This is a genomic window from Christiangramia qingdaonensis (assembly GCF_048381525.1).
Taxonomy (GTDB): Bacteria; Bacteroidota; Bacteroidia; order Flavobacteriales; family Flavobacteriaceae; genus Christiangramia.
On sequence record NZ_JBLWIM010000008.1, the window covers coordinates 361,903 to 380,860 of the forward strand.

19 protein-coding genes are annotated in these 18,958 nt (G+C 39.0%); 2 read left to right on the forward strand and 17 right to left on the reverse strand.

Translation table 11 applies throughout. The features are described from left to right. Nucleotides 1-51: 51 nt before the first annotated feature. The gene (locus ACNI3T_RS02330; RefSeq protein ID WP_418226465.1) at nt 52-2,535 is read left to right on the forward strand and encodes a M14 family metallopeptidase; all 2,484 of its coding nucleotides are present in this window, start codon (nt 52-54) and stop codon (nt 2,533-2,535) included. After that, nucleotides 2,525-5,359, forward strand: coding sequence for a M16 family metallopeptidase (locus ACNI3T_RS02335; protein WP_418226466.1), 2,835 nt, complete (start codon nt 2,525-2,527; stop codon nt 5,357-5,359). Before ACNI3T_RS02330 ends, ACNI3T_RS02335 begins: the two co-directional genes overlap by 11 nt. 237 nt (nt 5,360-5,596) lie before the next feature. On the opposite strand, the gene ACNI3T_RS02340 is transcribed toward ACNI3T_RS02335, so the two are convergent. The 17 genes from ACNI3T_RS02340 to recR form a co-directional block, all read right to left on the reverse strand. Next, on the reverse strand, nt 5,597-6,016 hold the full coding sequence (locus ACNI3T_RS02340) for a hypothetical protein (protein ID WP_418226467.1): 420 nt from the start codon (nt 6,014-6,016) through the stop codon (nt 5,597-5,599). Beyond that, entirely contained in the window at nt 6,016-6,429 is a 414-nt protein-coding gene (locus ACNI3T_RS02345; RefSeq protein ID WP_418226468.1) for a hypothetical protein, read from the reverse strand. Before ACNI3T_RS02345 ends, ACNI3T_RS02340 begins: the two co-directional genes overlap by 1 nt. A gap of 15 nt (nt 6,430-6,444) precedes the next feature. Continuing rightward, nucleotides 6,445-7,797, reverse strand: a complete 1,353-nt coding sequence (rimO, locus tag ACNI3T_RS02350; RefSeq protein WP_418226469.1) for a 30S ribosomal protein S12 methylthiotransferase RimO — start codon at nt 7,795-7,797, stop codon at nt 6,445-6,447. 197 nt (nt 7,798-7,994) lie between these two features. After that, nucleotides 7,995-8,276: a hypothetical protein gene (locus ACNI3T_RS02355; RefSeq protein ID WP_299153575.1), complete on the reverse strand. Its 282-nt coding sequence runs from the start codon at nt 8,274-8,276 to the stop codon at nt 7,995-7,997. Then, the gene (locus ACNI3T_RS02360) at nt 8,269-9,903 is read right to left on the reverse strand and encodes an amidase family protein (protein ID WP_418226470.1); all 1,635 of its coding nucleotides are present in this window, start codon (nt 9,901-9,903) and stop codon (nt 8,269-8,271) included. Before ACNI3T_RS02360 ends, ACNI3T_RS02355 begins: the two co-directional genes overlap by 8 nt. Further along, a complete protein-coding gene (gene ftsY, locus ACNI3T_RS02365) occupies nt 9,903-10,856 on the reverse strand; it encodes a signal recognition particle-docking protein FtsY (RefSeq protein ID WP_322302269.1) in 954 nt (317 codons plus the stop codon). The genes ACNI3T_RS02360 and ftsY overlap by 1 nt, the downstream gene beginning before the upstream one ends. Before the next feature lie 140 nt (nt 10,857-10,996). Then, nucleotides 10,997-11,146, reverse strand: a complete 150-nt coding sequence (locus ACNI3T_RS02370; RefSeq protein WP_084509775.1) for a DUF4295 domain-containing protein — start codon at nt 11,144-11,146, stop codon at nt 10,997-10,999. Between the two features lie 7 nt (nt 11,147-11,153). Continuing rightward, nucleotides 11,154-11,336: a 50S ribosomal protein L33 gene (gene rpmG / locus ACNI3T_RS02375; RefSeq protein WP_057480125.1), complete on the reverse strand. Its 183-nt coding sequence runs from the start codon at nt 11,334-11,336 to the stop codon at nt 11,154-11,156. A gap of 29 nt (nt 11,337-11,365) precedes the next feature. Then, complete coding sequence (gene rpmB, locus ACNI3T_RS02380; RefSeq protein ID WP_026915534.1) at nt 11,366-11,605, reverse strand: 50S ribosomal protein L28; 240 nt, start codon at nt 11,603-11,605, stop codon at nt 11,366-11,368. A 227-nt stretch (nt 11,606-11,832) separates the two neighbouring features. Continuing rightward, complete coding sequence (locus ACNI3T_RS02385) at nt 11,833-13,092, reverse strand: competence/damage-inducible protein A (protein ID WP_418226471.1); 1,260 nt, start codon at nt 13,090-13,092, stop codon at nt 11,833-11,835. After that, complete coding sequence (locus ACNI3T_RS02390; protein WP_418226472.1) at nt 13,089-13,430, reverse strand: Hpt domain-containing protein; 342 nt, start codon at nt 13,428-13,430, stop codon at nt 13,089-13,091. The genes ACNI3T_RS02385 and ACNI3T_RS02390 overlap by 4 nt, the downstream gene beginning before the upstream one ends. A gap of 6 nt (nt 13,431-13,436) precedes the next feature. Continuing rightward, a complete protein-coding gene (locus ACNI3T_RS02395) occupies nt 13,437-14,051 on the reverse strand; it encodes a fumarylacetoacetate hydrolase family protein (RefSeq protein WP_418226473.1) in 615 nt (204 codons plus the stop codon). A gap of 1 nt (nt 14,052) precedes the next feature. Then, a complete protein-coding gene (locus tag ACNI3T_RS02400) occupies nt 14,053-14,934 on the reverse strand; it encodes a carboxypeptidase-like regulatory domain-containing protein (RefSeq protein ID WP_418226474.1) in 882 nt (293 codons plus the stop codon). A gap of 1 nt (nt 14,935) precedes the next feature. Beyond that, nucleotides 14,936-15,886, reverse strand: coding sequence for a carboxypeptidase-like regulatory domain-containing protein (locus ACNI3T_RS02405; RefSeq protein ID WP_418226475.1), 951 nt, complete (start codon nt 15,884-15,886; stop codon nt 14,936-14,938). Then, entirely contained in the window at nt 15,887-16,663 is a 777-nt protein-coding gene (locus ACNI3T_RS02410; protein WP_322302263.1) for a 3'-5' exonuclease, read from the reverse strand. Nucleotides 16,664-16,777: 114 nt separating this feature from the next. Continuing rightward, complete coding sequence (locus tag ACNI3T_RS02415) at nt 16,778-18,106, reverse strand: dihydrolipoamide acetyltransferase family protein (RefSeq protein WP_418226476.1); 1,329 nt, start codon at nt 18,104-18,106, stop codon at nt 16,778-16,780. Between the two features lie 217 nt (nt 18,107-18,323). Next, nucleotides 18,324-18,941: a recombination mediator RecR gene (gene recR / locus ACNI3T_RS02420; protein WP_418226477.1), complete on the reverse strand. Its 618-nt coding sequence runs from the start codon at nt 18,939-18,941 to the stop codon at nt 18,324-18,326. Nucleotides 18,942-18,958: the final 17 nt, after the last annotated feature.

Sequence of the window (18,958 nt, forward strand, 5' to 3'; positions counted from 1 at the left end):
CGATTTTTTTTACTTAATTTTGGATGCATTCACTTTTGAAAATCTAAAATTTTGAAAATCAGATTCTTTTTATTCTTTCTCATTGTAATTACTACAACAATAACTGGACAGGAGGTTCAAAGTCCGTCGCAGTTTCTTGGTTACAAATTGGGCTCTCAGTTTAGCAGGCACGCAGATATCGTGGACTATTTTGAGCATGTAGCTGAAAATTCTGATCTGGTAAATTACCAGCAGTACGGCCTTACCAACGAACGTCGACCACTTACTTATGCCATTATTTCTTCGGAAGAAAATATACAGGACATGGAGTCCATCAAGCGGAAGCATTTTGCGAATGCCGGGCTAACCGATGCTAATGAAACTTCTGATAAAGCGATCGTATGGCTAAGCTACAATGTACATGGTAACGAAGCCTCCAGTACCGAGGCTGCAATGAAAACTCTATACGAGCTCGTTACTGGAAAGAAAGAACTTTTGGAAAATACAGTGGTAATCATTGACCCTTGTGTCAATCCCGATGGTCGTGACCGTTATGCAAACTGGTACAACCAGGTAAAAGCAACTCCTTATAATACTAGTCAGTTTTCTGCTGAGCATGACGAGCCATGGCCCGGAGGAAGACCTAATCATTATCTTTTTGATTTAAATCGTGACTGGGCCTGGGCAACGCAGGTAGAAACAAGACAACGTTTGAAAATTTACAATCAATGGATGCCGCATATCCATGTAGATTTCCACGAACAGGATATCAACGACCCTTATTATTTCGCTCCTGCTGCTGAACCATTTCATGAGATCATTACCGACTTTCAGCGTGATTTTCAGACAAGAATTGGAAAAAATCATGCGAAATATTTCGATGATAATGGCTGGTTATATTTTACAGGAGAACAATTTGACCTGCTATACCCAAGCTACGGAGATACGTATCCAACCTATATGGGTGCCATTGGGATGACCTACGAACAGGCTGGTCATGGTCGTGCTGGTTTGGGGGTTCAAACCAACGAAGGTTATATGCTAACTTTAAAAGATCGCATTGAACATCATTTTACTACTGGAATTTCCACGGTGGAAATGGCTTCAGAAAATGCTACTGAACTGGTTTCAGAATTTGCAGATTTTTTTACAGAAGGTAATTCAGAATTTAAAACCTATGCAATGAATGGCGAGAAGGATAAGATCAACGCTTTAACTGATCTGCTTGACAGGCACGAGATCAAATATAGTTTTGCCAATTCAGGAAATATTAAAGGTTATTCTTATCAGGATTCAAAAAGTGGAAATCTTGAATCTTCTGAAAAAACGTTATTGGTATCTGCGAATCAGCCAAAATCGAAAATGATCAAAGTGCTTTTCGAACCTAAAGCCAAACTTGTGGATTCTCTTACGTATGATATTACCGCCTGGAGCTTGCCTTATACTTACGGACTGGAGACCGTTGCCAGTTCGAAAACCATTGATGGTAATCCTAATAATCCTGAAACCTTCAAGCAAAATACAGCGAACGCTAAAGCTACAGCATTCCTTTCAAAATGGAATAGCATGGAAGATGCGAGATTTCTGGCTGAACTTATTAGAAATGACATCAAGGTTCGATTCAGCGAAAAACAATTTAGAAATTCCGGAGCAGATTTTAATCCCGGCAGCCTTATCATTTCTAAAAGTGATAATTCAGCTATTGAAAATTTTCAGCAGAAGGTGGTAGAGATCGCCAATAACATGCAACGAAAACTCGTAGCCACTAATACAGGTTTTTCAGATAAGGGACCCGATTTTGGTTCAGGTAATATAAAGATCATTAATAAGCAAAAAGTTGGACTCCTTAGAGGTGAGCAGGTTTCTTCGCTTAATTTTGGAGAGATCTGGTACTTTTTCGAACAGGATTTGAAGTATCCGGTAATTCCATTGGAAACGGGTAATCTTTCTTCCAGTATACTGGACGAACTAAATGTGCTGGTGATACCTTCAGGGAATTACTCCAGTTTTCTTGATGAGGATACTTTAAAAATGCTTGAGAACTGGGTTCGTGGTGGGGGAAAAATCATTGCGATTGGGGATGCTGTTTCTGCATTTGCAGGTAAAGACAATTTTGGGATCGAAGCAAAAGAATCTAAAAAGGATACACTAAAAACTGCCGATAAACTTATTCCCTATTCACAGCGAGAAAGAGAATATGTGAAGAATATGATCACCGGTAGTATCGTAAAAACTTCGGTAGATCCAAGTCACCCATTGGCATTTGGGTATGACGATACTTACTTCAGCTTAAAACTTAGCGGTGATAGTTATGAGCTTCTAAATTCAGGCTATAACGTGGCTTACATTCAGAAACCTGAAATCGTTTCAGGATTTGCCGGTAGCGAAGCTCAGAAAAAGCTTGAGAACTCACTTATTTTCGGTGAAGAAAATATAGGTAGAGGTAGTATTATTTATATGGTGGACAATCCACTATTCAGAGCTTTCTGGGAAAACGGAAAGTTATTTTTTACCAATGCATTATTCCTAACAAATAATAGAGGATATGATTACTAATATGAAAATGAGACAATTTTTATCTGCTTTATGCTTTTTTCTGGTGGCGAATACCATGGTTGTTGCCCAGGGAGGAACGAATCAGTTTTCGGTGGACTTCGAAACTTTCACCCTTGAAAACGGACTAAAGGTGATACTGCACGAAGATAAATCAGACCCTGTCGTAGCAGTAGCTCTTACCGCTCACGTAGGTAGTGCCCGGGAAAAAGAAGGCAGAACAGGATTTGCGCATTTATTTGAACATCTTCTGTTTCTGGAATCTGAGAACCTTGGAAAAGGTGGACTGGACAAACTCTCCGCCAGAATTGGTGGTAGCGGTGCCAATGGCTCTACAAGTCGTGATCGCACCAATTATTTCCAGACCGTACCAAAAGATGCGTTGGAAAAAATGATCTGGGCAGAAGCAGACAAACTTGGATACTTTATCAATACGGTTACAGAACCGGTTCTTGCCAAGGAAAAGCAGGTTGTTAAAAATGAAAAGCGCCAGGGAGTAGATAACAGGCCTTATGGACATACTTTTTATGTGATCGACAAAAACCTGTATCCAGAAAATCATCCCTACAACTGGCAGGTGATTGGAAGTCTGGATGATCTTCAGAACGCAACCTTGCAGGATGTCAAGGATTTTTATAACAAGTGGTATACTCCTAACAATGTAACCCTAACCATCGCTGGCGATTTTAATAAAGACCAGGCAAAGGAATGGGTCCACAAATACTTTGATGAGATCCCGCGTGGAGAGAAGATCGAAGAACAGGAAAAGCAGCTTGTTAGTCTCGATAACACTAAAAAAGTATACCACGAAGACAATTTCGCGAAACTGCCTGAGCTTACACTAGCCTGGCCTTCAGTATACTCGTACCATCCAGATAGCTTTGCATTGGAAATATTGACCAGCTACCTGGCTGATGGTAAAAATGCTCCTTTGTATAAGAAGATTGTGGAAGAAGCCAAACTTTCTGGTAATGTGAGTATGTTCAATTACACTTCTGAACTTTCGGGGCAGTTATTGCTTCAGGTTCGGGCATATGACGGAAAGGACCTTGACTCTGTTCAGTCTGTAATCGAGGAAGGACTTGCCGAATTCGATAAAAATGGCATTCCGCAGAAAGACCTTAAGAGAATTAAAGCCGGTTTAGAGACAAATTTCTACAACTCCATTTCAAGTGTTCTTGGAAAAGGTTTTCAATTAGCACAGTATGATATTTTTGCAAATGATCCCAATTTCATCAACAAAGAGATCGAAAAATTACTGGCGGTTTCTTCGGAAGATGTTATGAGAGTCTTCAGAAAATATATAAAAGACCAGCATTATGTTGCCACCAGTTTTGTTCCAAAAGATCAATTGGATCTTGCTCTGGAAAATTCAGAAAAAGCTGAAGTAGTAGAAGAAAAGATCGTGGAAGGTGCTGAAGATGATTTCGATGCAAAGCAGGCAGTAGATTATCCAAAAACAGCCTCTAGCTTTGATCGAACCATTGAACCTCCATATTCAGCAAAACCTGAACTGGAAATTCCGGAGATCTGGAAAACGACAATGCCAAGCGGACTAAAAGTGATGGGTATTACTAATACAGAAGTCCCACTCGTACAGTTTAGCCTTGAAATTAAAAGCGGACAGTTGCTGGAATCTATGGAGAAAGCAGGAGTAGCAAATCTTCTGGCGAACTTGATGAATCGTGGTACCGCAAAAAAAACTCCGGCAGAGCTGGAGGAAGCAATCGAACTTTTGGGAGCGCGTATCTATGTAAGTTCTTCGGAAGAAAAAATTAGTATCACTGGAAATACACTGGCAAAGAATTACGCCGAGACGATGAAACTTGTAGATGAGATGCTGCTTCAACCACGTTGGGATGAGTCAGAGTTCGAACTTATTAAACAACAAACCCTTAGCAGGATCAAACAGCAGGAAGGAGATCCTAACAATATTGCTTCGAATGAATTTCGAAAACTTGTGTATGGTGAAAACAGTATTCTTTCCATGAATGAAATGGGAACTACAGAAAGTGTGGAGAATATCACGCTGAACGATCTAAAAGCTTATTATTCTGAAAATCTTTCACCCTTAAATGCTACCTATCTTGTAGTAGGTGATCTGGATCTCGAAAAGGCGAAGAATTCACTAAAAGCAATTTCGGCTTCCTGGCCTCCAAAAACTGTAGATTTCCCGGAGATTCCAGAATTTGAAGCACCTGAAAAATCTCAGATTTACTTTTATGATGTTCCGGGTGCGAAACAATCTGTTCTAACATTCGGTGCTCCGGCATTGAGCGCTAGTGATAAGGATTTTTATGCAGCAGAGGTGATGAATTACAGACTTGGTGGTGGAAGTTTCGCATCCAGGCTTACGCAGGAACTTAGAGAAGGAAAAGGCTATACCTATGGAATTCGTTCCAGGTTCGAAGATAGATCTTACATTGGCCCTTTCCTTATTTCCAGTGGTGTTCGATCCAATATAACCTATGAAGCAACTGAATTGATCCGCGACATTCTTACAGATTATGCCGATACTTTTACTCAGGATGATCTTGAGGTTACTAAAAGCTATATGACTAAAAGCAACACCAGGAAATTTGAAACTCTGGGCGCAAAATTAAATATGCTCAAAGAAATTAGCGATTATGATTATAACGACGATTATGTTGCTGAACAACAGCAGCAGGTAGAGGAAATGACGGTGATGGATATTCAGGAGCTGGCGAAGAAATATATTGATCCTAAAAAAATGTATTTCCTTATTGTTGGTGATGCTGAAACTCAGTTAGAGAAACTGAAGGATCTTGGATATGGTGATCCAGTTTTGCTAAACGAGGACGAATAGTAAATAATAAGATATATAAAAAAAGCAGGAACTTCCGTTCCTGCTTTTTTATGGTAATCGTCAGGAATTTTAGAATAACAGCACATGGAGTTATCTATAGCAAAATATCTGCCGATGGTATCTTTTTCTTAATTTCAGACCGAAGAGATAATTGAATATAATGCCCGCTGCTTTTTTACTCCGAAAATGATCATTAATTGTCTGATTCAGTTTTATTTTCACAGCGAAGAAAACCGGCTACATATTATCAAATTTCCCTCTTAGTTTAGCTATATCTTCTTCAGAATATCCCTTAAGCGAAGCCATAGTTCCCTGCGCATTTTGAGCTTTGATGATTAGATTCTCTCGGGTTACTGTTACATTAATAAGGCTACTTAACTTAAAAGAATAAAATTTTCCGAAGTTTTGCTGGTAATTCAAAACAGTATCGTTCCACTCTATAAACTCTCCCTTTTTGTGTCCATATCGGTAGTTTTGATAAAAATAGAGCAGCCCAATGATGAGATATCCAAAACTCATAAAATAATTGAAAGTACCGTCTTCCTCTACTAATATTTGAGAGACCAGGTAAAAAATGCTCATTAAAGTCCAGAAAGCACCAAATAATAAGAACTGGTTCCTTCTAAAAAAACTTAGCTTTCTGCTTATACGCTGCATCAGGCGGAGTGTTTTAGGTTTGTAAATTCGGGATAGGCAGATCTCAGTTTCGCTATATCGGTTTGTGAAAATTCTCTGATCTCGAAATAAACACCATCAGCAGGGCCAGATTTGATGAGCAGGTTTTCTTCACTAATTATAAAGTCATCCACCGCTGTCCAGGAATACGATTTCTTACCATTGATTTGATCCTGAAGCACGATCTTCTTACTGTCCCACTTGATAAATTCCTTTCTATTCTCTCTTCGGAAATAACCAACTACAGCGGCTATAATTCCTAATGGTAAATAAGAAAGATAAAATGAATCACCTATACTGAAGTATGCTGCGATACCCATAAGGACATAGAAACCACCAAGAAAATATGGCATATTCCCTCTAAGAAAATGTGGAGTTTTCTCTATTTTATTCAAATCTAGGTTTTTAAATTAGACTGTGCGGATCTTAAGTTCTTTACGAACAGGCTTCCTGGTCTCTACGTTAATTGGCTTTGCGTAAAGATCAAAGTCGGCAGCATCTGTAATTTCAACTTCGTAAAAATCACCGGTCTTCAAATATACTGTCGTGGCATCTATCAAAACCTCATTATCAACATCTGGGGAATCTGCTTCAGTTCTACCAATAAAGTAATTGCCTTCTTTTCTGTCTATGATGACGTTAAAAATCTTCCCGATCTTTTGCTGATTAAGTTCCCAAGAGATCTGTGACTGAATTTCCATGATCTCGTTTGCACGCTCCTGCTTCACTTCCTGTGGAACATCGTCTACAAGATTAAATGCATGAGTGTTCTCTTCATGAGAATAAGTAAAACAACCAAGTCTTTCAAAACGCATTTCCTGGACCCATTCTTTCAATTCCTGGAAATTTTCTTCAGTTTCACCCGGATAACCAACGATTAGTGTAGTTCTAATCGCCATTTCTGGAACAGTTGCTCTAAATTTCTTAAGCAAATTAGTGGTTTTATCATGAGTGGTTCCTCGACGCATGGACTTCAGAAGATCATCATTAATATGCTGTAGAGGAATGTCAAGATAATTACAAACTTTAGGTTCTCGGTTCATTACATCGAGAACATCCATTGGGAACCCCGTTGGAAAAGCATAATGCAAACGAATCCACTCAATACCTTCGACCTTTACGAGATTCTCGAGCAATTCCGCCAGATTTCTCTTTTTATATAGATCCAGACCGTAATAGGTAAGATCCTGAGCGATCAAAATAAGTTCCTTCACCCCGTTCGCAGCAAGTTTCTCCGCCTCTATCACAAGGTTTTCGATTGGTGTCGACTTATGTCCACCACGCATTAATGGAATAGCACAAAATGAACATGGACGGTCACAACCTTCAGCAATCTTGAGGTATGCGTAATTTTTTGGTGTAGTAGTTAGACGCTCGCCAATAAGTTCATGCTTGTAATCGGCTTCCAGAGCAGAAAGCAGTCCTGGCAGTTCAGTAGTTCCAAAATATTGATCCACATCTGGAATTTCCTTCTGAAGGTCTGGTTTGTATCGCTCACTTAAACAACCAGTTACAAACACTTTATCTACAGAACCTTCCTGCTTTTTCTCAACGAATTCCAGAATTGTATTAACCGACTGTTCCTTTGCGTTATCAATAAAACCACAGGTATTTATCACTACGATATTACCTTCGCCTTCATGAACCACATCTTTATCATTCGCCTGAAGCTGCCCCATCAAAACTTCTGAATCGTAAACATTCTTGCTACAACCCAGAGTTACTACATTAATTCTATTCTTTTTAAGCGATTTCGTCCTCATAATATATTGCTTTCTAAATGCTTAACAGATCTGAATCCAGAAATCTAAGCGGGTGCAAAGATAAGGTGTAAAATTTATACACCTAATTTTAAGCTGAATAAACTAATTGGGATTAATTCAGGTTTCTATAGGTCGCGAGTGGCCTAAACTTTCTGCTAAGATCCAGAGTAGAAAATATTGATTTAGTGCTTTGACTATCAAAAACGTTCCTGCAGCTGAAGCATCCACTCTACTTCGTAATAGCGTACGATACTTATTAAGATAACTCCGGCAATTACATATGCCCAGTGATACTTGTTATATTTTACCATATAACCGCCAACCAGTCCAAAAACTAGATAGGGCAGAGATAAAATTAAATTTGGAATCACCCAAGCCCCCTGAAACATCGAAATGACTTTCATCACCACGAAAAAGATGCTGTAAAAAAATATGATTTTAGAAATTAGGACCAGGTATCTGTCTGCTTTTTCACTCATTGTATTCCTTCGGTGTTTTTCTACGTTTGGAAGTCTTTTCAAATGCGTATGCAAATTCCAGCAATTGCTTTTCTGAAAAAGGTTCACTTATAAAGGTTACTCCCATTGGCTGATTTTCTTCAGTGTATCCCATAGGAACCGTGATCGCCGGATATTTCGCTACCGCAGCATAACCAGCATGATAATTATTAATAGAGATAATCGCATCCAGATTATGCTCTTTGATTGGTTTGCTCAGGAATCGCGTACCGTTGGTTTTTAAAGTATCCTTGATCGCTGCAAATTCCTCTGTACTGGCTGAATCTTCCAAGATTCCCAGAAATAAAGCTTGCCCGTAAGGAGCTCTTTTTACTGAATCCATGGCATTATAATCCACGACATCCTGAACATTTTTGAAATCAACTTCTCCACCATATTTCTGAAAATATTCTGGAAGATCTTTTTGCATATCCAGGTTCAGTAATCTTAAAAAATTTGGAAGATCGATCTCTTCCGCTTCATATTCTATAATAGTCGCGCCGGCTTTTTCAAGATCGGCCACTGCCCTCATGTACAGTGAATCTGACTTTAAACTTTTGATTACTCCAAATCGTTTTCCTTTAAGACTGGAGTTTTTAAGATCCTTGTAAAGATTCGAAAGTTGTTTTGCTGCAGAAGAAGCAGGATCTTCTGAATCGACTCCGGTCATAGCAGAAAGTAAGATCGCATTATCGATCACAGATCTGGTCATAGGACCTGGAGTATCCAAGGTGCTTGAAATTGGTACAATTCCGCCGCGGCTTAACAAACCAATAGTCGGCTTCATTCCAACAATGGAATTTGAACTTGATGGTGATAAGATAGAACCGGATGTTTCAGATCCTACAGCTACGGGAGCGAGATTGGCAGCTACCGCTACTCCGCTACCAGAACTTGATCCGCCAGTATCATGAATTTTCCTACCATAAGGATTCAGGGTTTGTCCTCCAACTGCCGAATATCCGCTTGGACACTCACCACAGAAGAAATAAGCCCATTCACTGAGATTGGCCTTGCCTAGTATAAGTGCACCATTCTTTTTAAGTCGCTCCACTATAAACGCATCACCCGTTTGATTACCTTTCAAGGCTTCAGCACCAGCCGTAGTTGGCATAGCCTTCGTATTGATATTATCCTTCAGTAGTACCGGAATCCCGTAAATAGGATGATTGTTGTTTGAGTTCTTCAGTTGCTCATCTTTTTTCCTTGCTTCAGTAATAAGATCAGGATTCAGAGAAATCACCGAATTTAGAGAAAGCTCGTTTTCACGGTCATATTCTCTGATTCTGGTTAAATAAAACAAAGATAGTTCTTCGTAAGTGAGTTTTCCTGCGGCTATAGATTCCTGAATTTCCGGAATAGATTTTTCAAAAACCAAAGCTTTTACTTCCTCATAAACTTCGGAAGTAAATTCATCTAAATCTATTTCAAATGGCACCCATAAACTGTCTGCCGTAATATATTCTGAATCCAGAACTTTAAATTCCCGCTCTTCCGAAGTAACCGAAGTAGAATCCTCAGCATTTTGAACTTCTTCTGAATTTTCTGGATCATTTTTACAGGAAGTCAACAGAGTTCCCAGCACTAAAAGGAGAAATAATTGTTTCATTATTTAAAGAATGAGTCTACAAATTCATATTTATTGAAAACCTGCAAATCCTCCACTCTTTCTCCTACTCCAATATATTTTACAGGAATTTGAAATTGATCACTAATCCCGATCACCACACCACCTTTCGCCGTACCATCCAATTTAGTAACAGCAAGTGAAGTTACCTCTGTAGCCGCAGTAAACTGCTTAGCCTGCTCAAAAGCATTCTGCCCGGTAGAACCATCCAACACCAGCATCACTTCGTGAGGTGCCTCTGGAATGGTTTTTTGCATTACTCTTTTGATCTTGGTAAGTTCCTTCATCAGGTTCACCTTGTTATGCAATCTTCCGGCAGTATCAATAAGAACCACATCTGCACCCAGCTTCACAGCGCTTTGCACGGTATCAAATGCAACTGAAGCGGGATCACTTCCCATTTTCTGCTTAATGATTGGTACATCTGTACGATCAGCCCAGATTTGTAACTGGTCTATAGCGGCGGCACGAAAAGTATCTGCCGCGCCAAGTACTACCTTTTTACCTGAATTTTTGAATTGATTGGCAAGTTTCCCAATAGTGGTGGTTTTACCAACACCATTTACACCTACTACCATAATTACATATGGCCTTTTCCCTTCAGGAAGGCTAATTTCTGAACCTTCACCTTTATTGGTTTCAGAAAGTAATGCTGCGATCTCTTCCCGTAGAATTTTATTCAGCTCATCTGTACCAAGGTATTTATCCCGGGCAACGCGCTCTTCAATTCTATTAATGATCTTAATGGTAGTTGCAACTCCCACATCGCTACTTACAAGTACATTTTCCAGATCGTCCAAAACCTCTTCATCAACTTTGGTCTTTCCGGCAACTGCCTTGCTCATTTTATCAAAAAAACTGGCTTTGGATTTTTCCAGTCCCTTGTCAAGGTTTTCTTTTTTCTCTTTAGAAAATATCTTTTTAAATAAACTCATTTTATTCTGGCAGGTTAATATGTAAAAGAAGCCATTCAGCCCCTTTTTTAAGGCAATAAAGATACATAAAAAGAAAAAGCCGTCCAGAATAAATCCAGGACGGCTTTTTATGATTATTTAAAATCGTTTGTGAACGATACTTACTTCTTCAAGAAGTCGTTAACGTCTTCCGGAGCCATGATTTGTTCTACAAATGTGTAGGCACCGGTTTTCTCAGATTTAACCATTTTTATTGCTTTGGTTAATCTTTTAGATCCTGTTTGAATAGATGCTACTGATTTCTTTGCCATGACTCAATTATTTAATTTCTTTATGAACCGTCATTTTCTTAAGAATAGGATTGAATTTCTTCAACTCCATTCTATCCGGTGTATTTTTCTTATTTTTTGTAGTAATATATCTTGAAGTACCTGGTTGTCCAGTTGCTTTATGCTCTGTACACTCTAGAATTACCTGAACTCTGTTACCTTTCTTTGCCATTGTGAAATATTTTTAGGTGCTGCTTGGGATTATTTCTGAAGAAATCCTTTTGCTTTAGCTTCCTTAATTACGGCAGAAATGCCTTTTTTATTGATATCTTTTAATGCAGATGTACACACTTTTAAAGTGATCCATCTATCTTCTTCAGGAAGGAAAAAACGTTTTTTAACCAGATTGGCGTTAAATTTACGTTTAGTCTTGTTCATGGCGTGAGAAACATTATTCCCAACCATTGCTTTTTTCCCGGTAAGTTCACAAACTCTTGACATTGCTCTATACTTTTCTCGTTATTTCAAAACAGGCTGCAAATTAACGATTTTTTTACCTAACAGACAACAAAATGAAAAAAAATATTTTACTCCGAAAATATTCTTCTTGAATCGCCATTAAGTACCGCCATTAAGCCTGAGCGGGTGCAAAAATACATTTTTTTAATGATAATGATCAAAGGATCAAATACCAATTTTTAAAAAAGTTTAAGATATTAGATTGAGTTTCAATCTGTAGCCTGAAGTTTTAGTATTTGTTCAAGTAAGATCTGTAGGCTTTTGTTCACTGTTTTACCTATCACCTTCTCCCGGTGATTGCTAAACATGAATTCAAATGCATGTGTTTCCCCGGGAGTAGCCAGTCCAATAAAAACAGTACCGACTTCTGCATTGCTATCACCTTTCTCGGGTCCGGCATTGCCTGTAGTAGACACCGCAATATCTGTATCAAACTTTTTACGAGCACCTTCTGCCATAGCTTTGGCAACTTCAGCACTTACGACAGACTTTTCTTTTATTAGCTTTTCCGGAACATCGAGTAGATCAATTTTGGATTGGGTTGCATAACATACTATACTTCCTTTGAAGGTCTTTGATGAACCTGGCGCTTCTGTAAACCTGGCAGCCAGTCGACCTCCTGTACAACTTTCCGCAGTAGAAAGCGTCCAGTTATTTTTTTCAAGCATCCTGGCAATGACCATTTCTACTGGATCATCATCTTCAAAACCATACATGATTTCTCCAATGAGCTTACGCAATTCAAAGATCTGTTCATCAATGGCGTCTTCAAGCTTCTTATGATCCGTCCCTCGTGCACTAAGCCTGAGTCTCACTCTACCCAGATTAGGCAAATAAGCAAGCTTAATATGTGCAGGTAATTGATTCTCCCAGGCTTCAATACGCTCAGCAATAGCGCTTTCTCCAAGCCCCAGGGTAATAACGGTTTTATGCAGAATAACCGGTCTGGAAAATTCAGACATTATTCGCGGAATGATTTCCTGCTCCATGAGTCCGCGCATTTCATATGGCACGCCCGGCATAGACACAAAGACCTGATCACCTTTTTTAAACCACATTCCTGCAGCGGTTCCATATTCGTTATGCAATGCAATTGCCTTGGACGGCAACATCGCCTGCTCCCGGTTTAGTTCTGAAATTGGAGTGTCTATATATTTCTCAAAAAGCTCTTCAATATGACGGAGAACTTTGTCGTTTTTTACAAGATTATCATCAAAAAATTCGCAGAGACATTTCTTAGTAATATCATCTTTAGTTGGGCCTAACCCACCAGTTATAATTATGATATCTGCTCGGGACGAAGCCTCTTTTAAGGTTTGCAAAATATGTTCGCGATCATCCTGGATAGAAGTGATCTGGTGAACGCTTACCCCAATTTTATTAAGTTGCTTGGAAATATAAACCGAGTTTGTATCCACGATCTGTCCAATTAGGATCTCATCACCAATGGTTACGATTTCAGCTTTCATCCTAAATTAAAATCTCTCTTTAAAGCTTCTGTAGCAACGTCAACCTTCTTAGTGATAATTTCTGAAGCTTGAGGCACCTCTTCTTTTCTTTGACCATGCTTAGACCAGGCTTCAATTACTTTAATCTGCTCCATCAGGTTTAGACCAAACATTTGCAGGTTCGGTTTCATTTTATGAGCATACTGGTAAGCCAGGGAAGGATTATCATTATCAATGGCTTCATTCATCGCAGCGACATCTGGCGGAATTTCCTCAAGAAAAGTCTGGACTACTACTAATAAAAATTCTTCATCGCCGCCAGCCATTTCCTTAACGTCGTCAAGATTATAGTTACTCATTTAAAATTATTTTACTTTGATAGAAAACATTTGTTGATTCTCCAGGTAACCCGTTAATCTGTCGTCTGTAGCGACTTTTCCTACTCCGGCAGGTGTTCCTGTAAAGATGATATCACCAATTTTAAGGGTGAAATACGACGAAATATAAGCAATTAATTCATCAATTTTCCAAAGCATATGAGCGGTTGATGAAGATTGTACTACTGCTTCATTTTTTTCGAGCCTGAAATTGAGTGCATCTACCGCAGGTAGTTCCTCTTTTTGCAACCACTTGTCTGAGATCACAGCAGCACCATCAAAAGCTTTGGATTTCTCCCAGGGCAGTCCTTTTTCTTTTAATTTATTTTGAAGATCCCTGGCCGTGAAGTCAATTCCCAGTCCTATTTCGTCATAATATTTGTGTGCAAATTTCTCCTGAATATGTTTCCCTATTTTCTTGATCTTCACCAAAACCTCTACTTCATAATGAATATCATTAGAAAAATCTGGGATAAAAAATGGCTGCTTTTTCAATACGATCGAAGTATCGGGCTTTTGAAATAACACAGGCTCCTCTGGCTTCTCATTTTTCAATTCTGAAATATGATCTGTATAATTTCTACCTACGCAAATAATTTTCATGCTAATTGGTGATTATAAGGTTCATTGCCGGTACCGGCATTTGCATTTTTTTCCATTCTCCTCTACTTAGGTAGTAAACCGGATCTTTTGATTCTACGGCCTTAAATGTAGGACCGTACCTTTTTAATTCTTTATACTTACCATTTTCAAGAAGCAACTTAGAAGTTCTTATATAATTCTGATCAATCTGCAAGCCTTCCACCCCTATCAGAAACCCATTCTCAGGAATTAGAATTCTTTCTTGCTCAAGATCTACAAGAATCTTTGATCCAGGCCTTCCCGTTAAAGTAATATTATCAATTAGATCATAACCTGGTTCATCATCTTCAGTAAGTCTCATGATTCGGATCCGGAAAATATAATTACGTTTGACACTACCTATACCTTTAAAAAGAAAGAATTCTGCAGAATTCAGGTAAGCCGCTTTATCTTTAAATTCAGATGGCTTAGGAAAATAGCGTAAAAATATGCGAGCTCCTTCATCATCTCCTGAATTTGAGATTCCTAACTTACCTTTTGATTTTGAGCCGTTTATTTTAATGGTTTTATCCTGTAAAGGAGCCTGAACAACTACTTCGTTTAGCTGTTCCTTATTTGAAGAAAGGAATATAGTATCCATATGTTTATTGACATAGGTGATATCTTTTGAATTGTAACCCACAAATCCAAAGCGAATACTCTGACCTGCATTAGGTTCCTTAAGCTGAAAATAACCATTTTCATTGCTTGTAGTTCCCAGAGTGGTATTTAACACATAGATATTAGCAAACGCCAAAGCCTCTTTGGTAACAGAATCGGCCACTACTCCATCAATTATTTCATTTTGAGCATTTGAAGAAATAGCTATAACCAGCAAAACCAAAATGGTGTAGAACCTTCTCATGCTAATTGGTGATTTTGATTTTAAATTCAGGAATTACATATTTACCTTCCCTGTCATCATACGTAATATTCCAGGTTCTAATATCAACCCAGCCTCCGGGTTCGAAAAAGTATACTTTAAAGTTGGATTCTTCAGGAGCGAACACACCTTTATAAACTGGTCCATAACGCTTATTTCTATAATCTTCTGCTACTAGCTCATTATTGATATAGTAATCCTTCACTTCGAAATACTCGTTCTCCTTAATGAAAAGATGTTCCAGACCTATATAAAAACCCTCTTCAGGAATCTGAATTTTCTGGTTTAGCAATTCGACATCAACCTTATTTTTACCTACTGGTTTGGTTACAACGAGGTCCTGGGTGATATCCTTTCCTGGAAGTCCGTTTTCGTTTACATTATACAAATGAATACGAAATTTCGGACTTAAACCATTTTGCTCTTCCGTAGCATAAAAATAAACGGTGATCTCTTTTATAAAAGCAGCTGCATCAAACTTTTCAGGTTTTGGGTAATAACGCGCTATGGTGGAAGGATAAAGCGCAGCATTCATATTTCCAATCCCAACAGTTTCAAAGCGCCAATCAGGCCTGTAAGTAAAAGACCTATTATCCTGAACAGGTGTGATCATCACCTCTCCCAGACCTTCGGTAAGTGCGTTCATTGGTACCAATCGCTGCTTTTCCAGATCAGAGATTCTCAGTAATTCCTGCTCGTAGCCAACATGAGTAAAAATGAGCATTTCATTCTTCAGGCTGTCTGCAATATTGAATGCAAACATGCCCTGTTCATCAGTGCTGGTTCCAAGCCTGTAATTCTCAAACATAATATGTGCGTAAGGCAGGGGTTGGCTAGTAGCACTATCTATTACTCTTCCCGCTATTCTTGAGTTTTGCGCTACACCAATGGCAGTAAATAGAAAAAAGTTAAAGAGTAAAGCAGAAGTTTTCAATCAGGATAGTTTGGTATTTAGCTTTCTCAATTTGATAGCCGTAAGCACTTTCTTAGTGTAAAGTGGAAAATCTGCATTTTGCATCCAGCCAAAATATCCCGGTTCATCCTCAAGCACCTGCTCTACCTGCTTCCCGCGATACTTCCCGAAAGAAAACACTTCTCTTCCTTTTTTATCGAAACTTATGAATCCGGCGAAATCTGCAAACTTCTTGCGGGAGCTGAAATCTGCCAGCCATTTCATATCATTTTCCAGATCGTTGTATCGATCCAACTGAGATTTTAATACTTCGTAAGTCGCTTCGGTATCTGCTTCTGCGCCATGTGCGCCTTCAAGTTCTTTTCCGCAGTAAAACTGGTAGGCAGCAGATAATGTACGCTGTTCTTTTTTATGGAAGATCGTTTGAACATCTACGGCAACAACATTCTTCATCTCAAAATCAATTCCCGCACGAAGCAATTCCTCAGCCAGTAATGGTATATCAAATCTATTGGAGTTATAGCCGGCAAGATCACATCCTTTGATAAGATCATGAACTTTCGTTGCCAGTTGCTGGAAGGTTGGCTCATTCGCCACTTTTTCATTATCGATGCCATGAATTGCGATCACCTCTTTTGGGATCTCACATTCTGGATTTACCAGCCAGGTATAGCTTTCTTTATTACCGTTTGGGTAGACTTTGAGTATTGCCATTTCCACAATACGGTCTTTGGAAATATTAGTTCCCGTAGTTTCGAGATCAAAAAAGCAAATAGGCCTGGTAAGTTTAAGTTCCATCGTCGAATTATTTTTGTAAAAATAGTATAATTTGATGCCGGGCCACAAAACCCGAACTGTTTTAAATAAAAAAAAGCCGGAACGACGTCCGGCTTTTCAAATATTATTCAGGATCTAAATTTCGCGATCCTTGTCGAATCCCTCAAGGTATTGAGCCACACGCTGAACGAACTGACCTCCAAGGGCGCCGTTCACCACACGGTGATCATAACTGTGAGAAAGTATCATCTTGTATCGTATTCCAATAAAATCACCATCAGGCGTTTCTATCACCGCTGGCATTTTACGAATTGCACCAAGAGCAAGAATTCCTACTTGTGGCTGGTTGATAATGGGAGTTCCCATGATACTTCCAAAAGTACCAACATTGGTTACCGTATAAGTACCTCCCTGGATATCATCTGGTTTCAATTTATTTTGTCTTGCGCGATTAGCCAGGTCATTTACTGCCTTCGCCATCCCAACAAGATTGAGCCTGTCTGCATTTTTGATCACTGGAACGATCAAATTACCATCTGGAAGCGCCGCAGCCATTCCAAGGTTAATATTCTTCTTCTTGATAATTTTAGTAGCATCTTCGTTCACAGAAATATTCACCATTGGGAAATCGCGAATTGCTTTTGCCACAGCTTCCATAAAGATTGGAGTGAAAGTTAGTTTCTCTCCTTCTTTCTTCTGAAATTCATTTTTATGCTTATTTCTCCAGTTCCAGATATTTGTAACATCTACTTCAATAAATGACTGTACATGTGCAGATTTCTGAACGCTGTCCACCATATGATGAGCGATCATTTTACCCATTCTGCTCATTTCGATGATCTCATCCTCCCCGCTAACTACAGGTTCTGGTTGGCTGGATACTTTCTGCTCAAGATCTTTAGATTCGGCAGCTTTAGGAGCTGACTCCGTCACTGCTGCATTTCCGCCTTTTTTTCTGTTCTCTACGTACTCTAAAATATCATTTTTGGTAACTCGCGAATCTTTTCCGGTTCCATTTATAGAATCAAGTTCAGAAAGTGAAATCCCTTCTTCCTTCGCGATATTCTTTACTAGTGGAGAATAGAATTTATCAGAATCTGAATAATCTACGCTAGTTTCTGCGGAAGCAGTTTCTTTGGCAGTTTCAACAGATTTAGAAACTTCTGCTGCTTCAGCCGGAGCTGCTTCTTCCTCTTGTTCTTCTGAAGAAGAATCCTCATCACCATCGGTTTCGATAATAGCGATCACCTGACCTACTTTTACCACATCATCAGCTTCGAAAAGTTTTTCCACAAGGGTCCCGTCAACTTCTGAAGGGACTTCACTATCAACTTTGTCTGTAGCGATCTCAAGTACCGGCTCATCCATTTCAATAGTATCTCCAACTTCCTTAAGCCAGCTTGTTATGGTTGCTTCTGCAACACTTTCACCCATTTTAGGTAACTTCAATTCAAATTTTGCCATATCGTTAAATCAGATGCGATTTTTATTATTCAGGTTGCGAATTTAATCAAATTAACACTCATTAAGTATTAAAAAATCAATAAAATTGAATTATACTGACATTCTTTCAAACAAGTATACTTATCAAACTCCCGCTAAAATTACAATTTCAACAACGTAATTGAAAAAGATTCGCATAAATTTATGCTACATGTTATTATTAGTTTCTACGCCAGTTCTAGCTTTTCAGGCTATTTTCAAAGGGAATTCTATTCGTAATACTTCTTCCTAAGGTCACCTCATCTGCATATTCCAGTTCATCTCCTACTGAAATTCCTCTGGCGATCGTAGAGGTTTTGATTCCGGTTCCTTCCAGTTGCTTGAAAATATAGAAATTCGTTGTATCACCTTCAAGCGTGCTGCTCAAGGCAAATATGATCTCCTCGATCTTCCCCTCTCGAACCTTTTCAATTAAAGCTTTTATTGTTAACTGCGAAGGTCCAATCCCATCCATAGGACTTATTTTTCCTCCAAGTACGTGATAATGCCCCCGATACTGTCCGGTATTTTCAATAGCCATCACGTCGCGAATATCTTCGACCACACATACAATTTCTGAAACGCGGTTAGGATTCGCACAGATCTCACAAAGCTCGGTATCGCTAATGTTGAAGCAATTACTACAAAGCTTAATATTCTCGCGTAGATCGAGCAGGGATTTTGACAGCCTGGAGGTCTGCTCCTCCGGTTGTTTCAGTAAATGAAGCACCAGTCTTAGCGCTGTTCGCTTTCCTATTCCCGGCAACTGAGACATTTCGTCTACTGCCTGCTCCAGTAATTTTGATGAAAAATCCATACGCGAATTTATGATTT